Origin of the sequence: Alloalcanivorax sp., assembly GCF_964221125.1 — a bacterium.
GTDB lineage: Bacteria > Pseudomonadota > Gammaproteobacteria > Pseudomonadales > Alcanivoracaceae > Alloalcanivorax > Alloalcanivorax venustensis.
Genome location: NZ_CAXPXK010000073.1, coordinates 1 through 5465 on the forward strand (window position 1 = coordinate 1; position 5465 = coordinate 5465).

The 5465-nt window shown below is 65.2% G+C and carries 7 protein-coding genes; 4 read left to right on the plus strand and 3 right to left on the minus strand.

The window, feature by feature from the left end:
* Window positions 1–404: hypothetical protein (locus ACEQZD_RS09090; protein ID WP_370185069.1), on the plus strand; the 404-nt coding region annotated here is incomplete at its 5' end.
* Between the two features lie 224 nt (window positions 405–628).
* A complete protein-coding gene (locus ACEQZD_RS09095) occupies window positions 629–1318 on the plus strand; it encodes a TorF family putative porin (RefSeq protein ID WP_142949544.1) in 690 nt (229 codons plus the stop codon).
* 121 nt (window positions 1319–1439) lie between these two features.
* Here the strand turns inward: ACEQZD_RS09095 and ACEQZD_RS09100 are convergent, their stop codons facing one another.
* Genes ACEQZD_RS09100 through ACEQZD_RS09110 form a run of 3 tightly spaced genes read right to left on the minus strand, consistent with a single transcriptional unit; the run spans window position 1440 to window position 3400 of the window.
* A complete protein-coding gene (locus ACEQZD_RS09100; RefSeq protein WP_255442584.1) occupies window positions 1440–2393 on the minus strand; it encodes an endonuclease/exonuclease/phosphatase family protein in 954 nt (317 codons plus the stop codon).
* A 4-nt stretch (window positions 2394–2397) separates the two neighbouring features.
* A complete protein-coding gene (locus ACEQZD_RS09105) occupies window positions 2398–2844 on the minus strand; it encodes a copper chaperone PCu(A)C (RefSeq protein ID WP_142949546.1) in 447 nt (148 codons plus the stop codon).
* A complete protein-coding gene (locus ACEQZD_RS09110; protein WP_370185072.1) occupies window positions 2822–3400 on the minus strand; it encodes an SCO family protein in 579 nt (192 codons plus the stop codon). Before ACEQZD_RS09110 ends, ACEQZD_RS09105 begins: the two co-directional genes overlap by 23 nt.
* Window positions 3401–3624: 224 nt before the next feature.
* On the opposite strand from ACEQZD_RS09110, the gene miaB reads away from it, so the two are divergent.
* The gene (miaB, locus tag ACEQZD_RS09115; RefSeq protein WP_142949548.1) at window positions 3625–4959 is read left to right on the plus strand and encodes a tRNA (N6-isopentenyl adenosine(37)-C2)-methylthiotransferase MiaB; all 1335 of its coding nucleotides are present in this window, start codon (window positions 3625–3627) and stop codon (window positions 4957–4959) included.
* Window positions 4960–5065: 106 nt separating this feature from the next.
* The coding region (locus ACEQZD_RS09120) for a sulfate ABC transporter substrate-binding protein (RefSeq protein ID WP_370185074.1) at window positions 5066–5465 on the plus strand (400 nt) is incomplete at its 3' end.

Consider the following 5465-nt stretch of genomic DNA (forward strand, 5'->3'; position numbering starts at 1 on the left):
CCACCGGCGAGGACACCGCCGCCGTGGTGTTCACCGGCAACGAGGCCGCCCAGCCAGTGGTGTGCGTGCCCGGCCGCGGCTTCAAGGACACCAAGATATCCCTGGCGGTGAAGCCCTGGGACACCAACGCCTTCGATGAACTGTTCAGCGCCATGAAAAAAGCCGAGCAGGTGCCGGTGACGGTGGCCGCCGACGGCCAGGCCCGCATCGGCGTGGTCTACAACGAACGCGACACCGACATGCGCCGCAACCACTGCCGGGTGGCCGTGCAGTTCAACGCCCAAGCGGGGGCCCGCTACCTGGCCCACTTCACCCGCAACGACGCCGGCCAGTGCGGCCTGGAAGTACGCGGCGAGGAAGGCGTGCAGGCCGACGCGGTGCCGGTGGACTGGGACTGCCCCTGATAAAAGCGCCGTTTTGGTGCAAGGCACTAAAACAGCGCACAGCCGCCGGGCCCTTTACCGGCTTTACCCCGACCCTCTTTTCGCCTCTCCCCCTAAACCCCTGAAAAATCAGGGGTTTTTATTTTTGGCACGCTCCCTGCTTTATACCGATACGAGCCTCCCAGGCCGGTGCGCCAGGAGCGCACAAACCACAGAACATTTGTTATTTGCAAAGAGGGTTGCACATGAAACACGTATCTGGGATCAAAAAGACCGTTCTGGCCGCCAGCGTGGCCGCCACCATGGCAGCAGGCCTGGCCGCTCCTTCCATCGCAGTGGCCGAAATCAGCGGCACCGCCGGTGTCTCCAACATGTACTTCTGGCGTGGTGTGGATCTGACCGAGGGTAACGCCCAGGTGTTCGGTAGCCTGGACTATGCTCACAGCACGGGGCTTTACGCCGGTGTCTGGGGCAGCTCTGAAATCGGCGGCAGCGAGTACGACCTGTACGCCGGCTACGCCGGTTCCCTGGGTGATTTCAGCTACGACATCGCCTACGTGGACTACAACTATCCGAACTCCAGCACCTACACCCAGGACGAATATCGCGATTTCCAGGAAGTGATCCTCAACCTGGGCTTCGCCGGCTTCAGCGCCGCGGGTTACTTCGGTGTGGGTGACTACGGCCGCGGCGACGATTCCGTGGACAACGAAGACAACTACTACACCCTGGGTTACAGCTACGACAAATACGGCGTCACCGTCGGTACCTGGGACTTCGAAGCCGATGACAGCAACTACACCCACGTTGATCTGAGCTACGCGCTTACCGATGAACTCGGGTTCACGGTCTCCAAGATCGTTGATTCCGAAGCCGGCAACATGGACGACAACGACGACACCCTGTTCGTCGTGACCTACGCCCTGTCGTTCTAAGAGCGTCAAGAACACGGGGCGGGATTCTCCCCCCGCCCCTTATTTTCACACCGTGGGGCCCTCCCTGGTCCTCGCTGGAAACGCAAGCAGGCCCCACGGTGTTTTTTACGCGAGTCCCCGCCTACTCAAAGTACGTCACCAGACCATCATGGTCGGACACCACCTCGCTACCGTCACTGCCGTAAAGGCGATCGTAGCGCCCGGCATTGCCCCGGCTCACCGCCACACCCTGTAACTCCGCCTTGAGCGCCTCCGACAACCAGACGTAATCCAGCGTCTGCGGCCGGCAACGGTGGCGGTAACTGTAGCGCTCCGCGCTTTTCACACGGTCCCAGCTGTTATAGAGCCCGCTCGCCGCCATCACCGTCAGCGGCTCGCTGAAGGCGCCGCTGTCCGGCGCGCTGTTGAAGTCGCCGACCACCGCCAGGGCGGTGTCGCTTCGGGCCCGGGACCACTCGGCCAGCCGTGCCGCCTGGCGGCGCCGCTTCTCCGCCACCCAGGGTTTCTCGCCGAGGCCGTTGGCGCTGCGCAGATGCACGATCACCAGGGTCAGCTCGCGGGGCGCGGTCAGGGAGACCGCCAGCGGCGGGCGGCTGAACAGCGGCTGGCCCCGGAAGCGCTGGTCGGCGAACAGGGCGCGGACGCCGCCGACTTGCGCCGGGGCCCGGTGCAGCAGTGCCACATCCATGCCGGCCGGGTCGTGGCCTTCCAGCAGCCGCGCCCGGTAACGCGGCCCGCCTTGCGCGGTGACCCGCTCGGCGAGCTGCTCGAGGATGGCGATGTTCTCCACCTCCTGCACCGCCAGCAGCACCGGCGCCTTGAGGGTGTCGACGATATAGCCGGCCAGGGCGTCCAGGCGCGCCTGATAGACGGCGTCGTCCAGGGGGCGGTCGATGGGGCTGTTCTTTTCGGTGTCGCGCAGGCGCCAGAGGTTGAAGGTGGCCAGGCTCCATTGCCCGTCGGCGGCGGTGGGCACCGCCCGGGGCGCGGCCAGATCCCGGCAGTCGGCGCCCGCCGGCCCGGCGGCGAGAGCGCCGAGCAGCAGCCAGAGCGCGGCGCCGCGACCGGAGGTCACCCGTTCAGGGGGCGTTATGACGCACCGGGAAATCGGTGCAGAGGTCGTCATGGTTGGCGAAGGTGAGGCACACCTCCACGCTTTCGCCGGCCTCGGGCACCTGGCTCAGCTTCATCAGCATCAGATGCTTGCCGCCGGGGGCGAAGCGCACCCGGTCGCCGGGATCCAGGCGGACGCGGTCCAGGTGCACCATACGCCGCTGGCCGTCCTCGCCGGTGCGGCTGTCGTGCAGCATGGCGCCGCCGGCGAAGTCCACGTCCGCGCCTTCCAGCTTCACCACCCGGTCGCCGCGATTGCGGAGCTCGAAATAGCCGGCCATGGTCGGCGACACCGGCGGCACCGCGCGCAACCAGGCGCCGCTGATTTCCAGATCGCCGGCGGCGGCCGGCGTCGCCGACAGCGCCAGCAGGGCCGCCAGGGCCACGGGCTTAAAGAAGGCTTTGAACATCATTGACCACCTCGTCGATGTCGAAATCCGCCGGGTAGAGCTTGCGCACCCGGCCCTGCCGATCCAGCAGGTAAATATAATCACTGTGGGTGAAGTCGTAGGCCTCATCCTGGCCGTCCGTCTTCAGGAATACCACCCCGTACTGCTCCGCCACCGCCTCGATCTCGGCCACGCTGCCGGTGAGGCCGATGATGTCGGCCTTGAACCAAGGCAGGTATTCGCGCAGATGGGCCGGGGTGTCCCGCTCCGGGTCGAAGGTGATGAACACCGGCTGCACCGGCCCGGCGTCGCCCTGCTCGTCCAGATTGCGGTAGGCCTGGGCCACCCGCGCCAGCACCGCCGGGCAGATGTCCGGGCAGTGGGTGTAGCCGAAGAACAGAATCACCACCCGGCCTTCCAGGGACGACAGCCGGAACGGCTCGCCATTGTGATCGGTGAGTGTGAAATCACCGCCAAGGCGGGTGTTCACCGGCAGATCGCTGCCCGGGTCGTCCCCGCAGCCGGCCAGGGTCGGGGCCGCCAGCAGCAGCGCCAGCCCGATTCGAATCCTCGTTTTCATCCTCTCTCCCGCGCGCCGCGCGCGCCTTGAAAACCGCGCCGGGGCGCGAACGGCGCCGATCATAGCGTTTCGGGGCCGCCGCTCCCAGCCCGCCCGATGCGGCGATTCGCCGCGCCGGCCCGCGCCGGTGTCCAGAGGCGCCTTGCGGCGGTATAATTCGCGCCCGCCACATTTCCAACAGATAGGGCCGGCCGCGCGCAACGCCGCCCCAGAGGTCACGATCCATGGCACGCAAGCTCTTTATCCAGACCCACGGCTGCCAGATGAACGAGTACGACTCCACCCGCATGGTCGATCTGCTGGAGTCCACCCACAATCTGGAACCCACGGACAATCCGGAAGACGCGGATGTGCTGCTGCTCAACACCTGCTCGATCCGCGAAAAAGCGCAGGAGAAGGTGTTCCACCAGCTGGGCCGCTGGAAGCGCCTCAAGGAGCGCAACCCGGAGCTGATCATCGGCGTCGGCGGCTGCGTGGCCAGCCAGGAAGGCGAGGCGATCCGCGAGCGCGCCCCCTATGTGGACGTGGTGTTCGGCCCCCAGACCCTGCACCGCCTGCCGGGCCTGATCACCCAGGCGGCCAGCACCCGCTCGCTGGCCATCGATGTGACCTTCCCGGAAATCGAAAAGTTCGACAACCTGCCCGAGCCCAGCGTGGACGGCCCCAGCGCCTTCGTGTCGATCATGGAAGGCTGCTCCAAGTACTGCACCTTCTGCGTGGTGCCCTACACCCGGGGCGAGGAAGTGAGCCGCCCGGTGCAGCCGGTGCTGGATGAGATCCGCCACCTGGCGGACATGGGCGTGCGCGAAATCAACCTGCTGGGCCAGAACGTGAACGCCTACCGGGGCCAGGGCGCCGGCGGCGAGACGCTGGATCTGGCCGACCTGATTCTGCTGATCCGCGATATCGACGGCATCGACCGCATCCGCTACACCACCAGCCACCCGGTGGAGTTCTCCGACGCCCTGATCCAGGTGTACGAGGAAGTGCCGGAGCTGGTCAGCCATCTGCACCTGCCGGTGCAGTCCGGCTCCGACCGCATCCTGGCGATGATGAAGCGCAACCACACGGTGCTGGAGTACAAGTCCAAGCTGCGCAAGTTACGCCGCATCCGCCCGGATATTTCCTACAGCTCCGACTTTATCATCGGCTTCCCCGGCGAAACCGACGCCGACTTCGAGGCCACCATGAACCTGATCGGCGATATCGGCTTCGACACCTCGTTCAGCTTTATCTACAGCGCCCGCCCGGGCACCCCGGCGGCGGAGCTGCCCGACGACGTGCCGCTGGCGGTGAAGAAGGAGCGCCTGCGCATCCTGCAGCAGCGCCTCAGCCAGAACGCCCAGGACATCTCCCGCAAGATGGTGGGCAGCACCCAGCGCATCCTGGTGGACGGCTTCTCCAAGAAGGATCCGGGCCAGCTCAAGGGCCGCACCGAGAACAACCGGGTGGTCAACTTCGCCTGCGACGACATCGACCTGATCGGTGATTTCGTCGACGTGGAGATCGTCGAGGCGCTGCCCAACTCCCTGCGCGGCGGCTTGCCCGTCACGGCCTGATATTCATATTGAAATTCAAAATCAGTCTAGGCGGCCTGTTTCATTAAACATTCGGTTATATAAACTAGGTCGCCTCATTGGCTTCGACGTTTAAGGAATAACGGACATGCGTGTTTGGCTCTCTCTGATTCTGCTGGCCGCCACTTCCGTGGCCGCAGCCCAGCAAACCATTCTGAACAGCTCCTACGACGTCGCCCGTGAGCTGTTTCAGACCTATAACCCGAAATTCCAGGCCTACTGGAAAGCGCAGACCGGTAAGGACATTACCATTCAGCAGTCCCACTCCGGCTCGTCCAAGCAGGCCCGTGCCATCCTCCAGGGGTTGGAAGCGGACGTGGTGACGTTCAACCAGGTCACCGATGTCAACGTGCTGCACGAGAAGGGCAACCTGATTCCCGAGGACTGGAACCAGCGGCTGCCCAACAACGCCAGCCCGTACTACTCCACCACCGCCTTCCTGGTGCGCAAGGGCAACCCCAAGGACATCCAGGGCTGGGGCGATCTGG

Coding starts and splice junctions, on each gene's coding strand:
- ACEQZD_RS09110 (WP_370185072.1), bottom strand. CDS start 3,400: ATGAAAACGAGGATTCGAATCGGGCTGGCGCTGCTGCTGGCGGCCCCG.
- ACEQZD_RS09095 (WP_142949544.1), top strand. CDS start 629: ATGAAACACGTATCTGGGATCAAAAAGACCGTTCTGGCCGCCAGCGTG.
- ACEQZD_RS09105 (WP_142949546.1), bottom strand. CDS start 2,844: ATGATGTTCAAAGCCTTCTTTAAGCCCGTGGCCCTGGCGGCCCTGCTG.
- miaB (WP_142949548.1), top strand. CDS start 3,625: ATGGCACGCAAGCTCTTTATCCAGACCCACGGCTGCCAGATGAACGAG.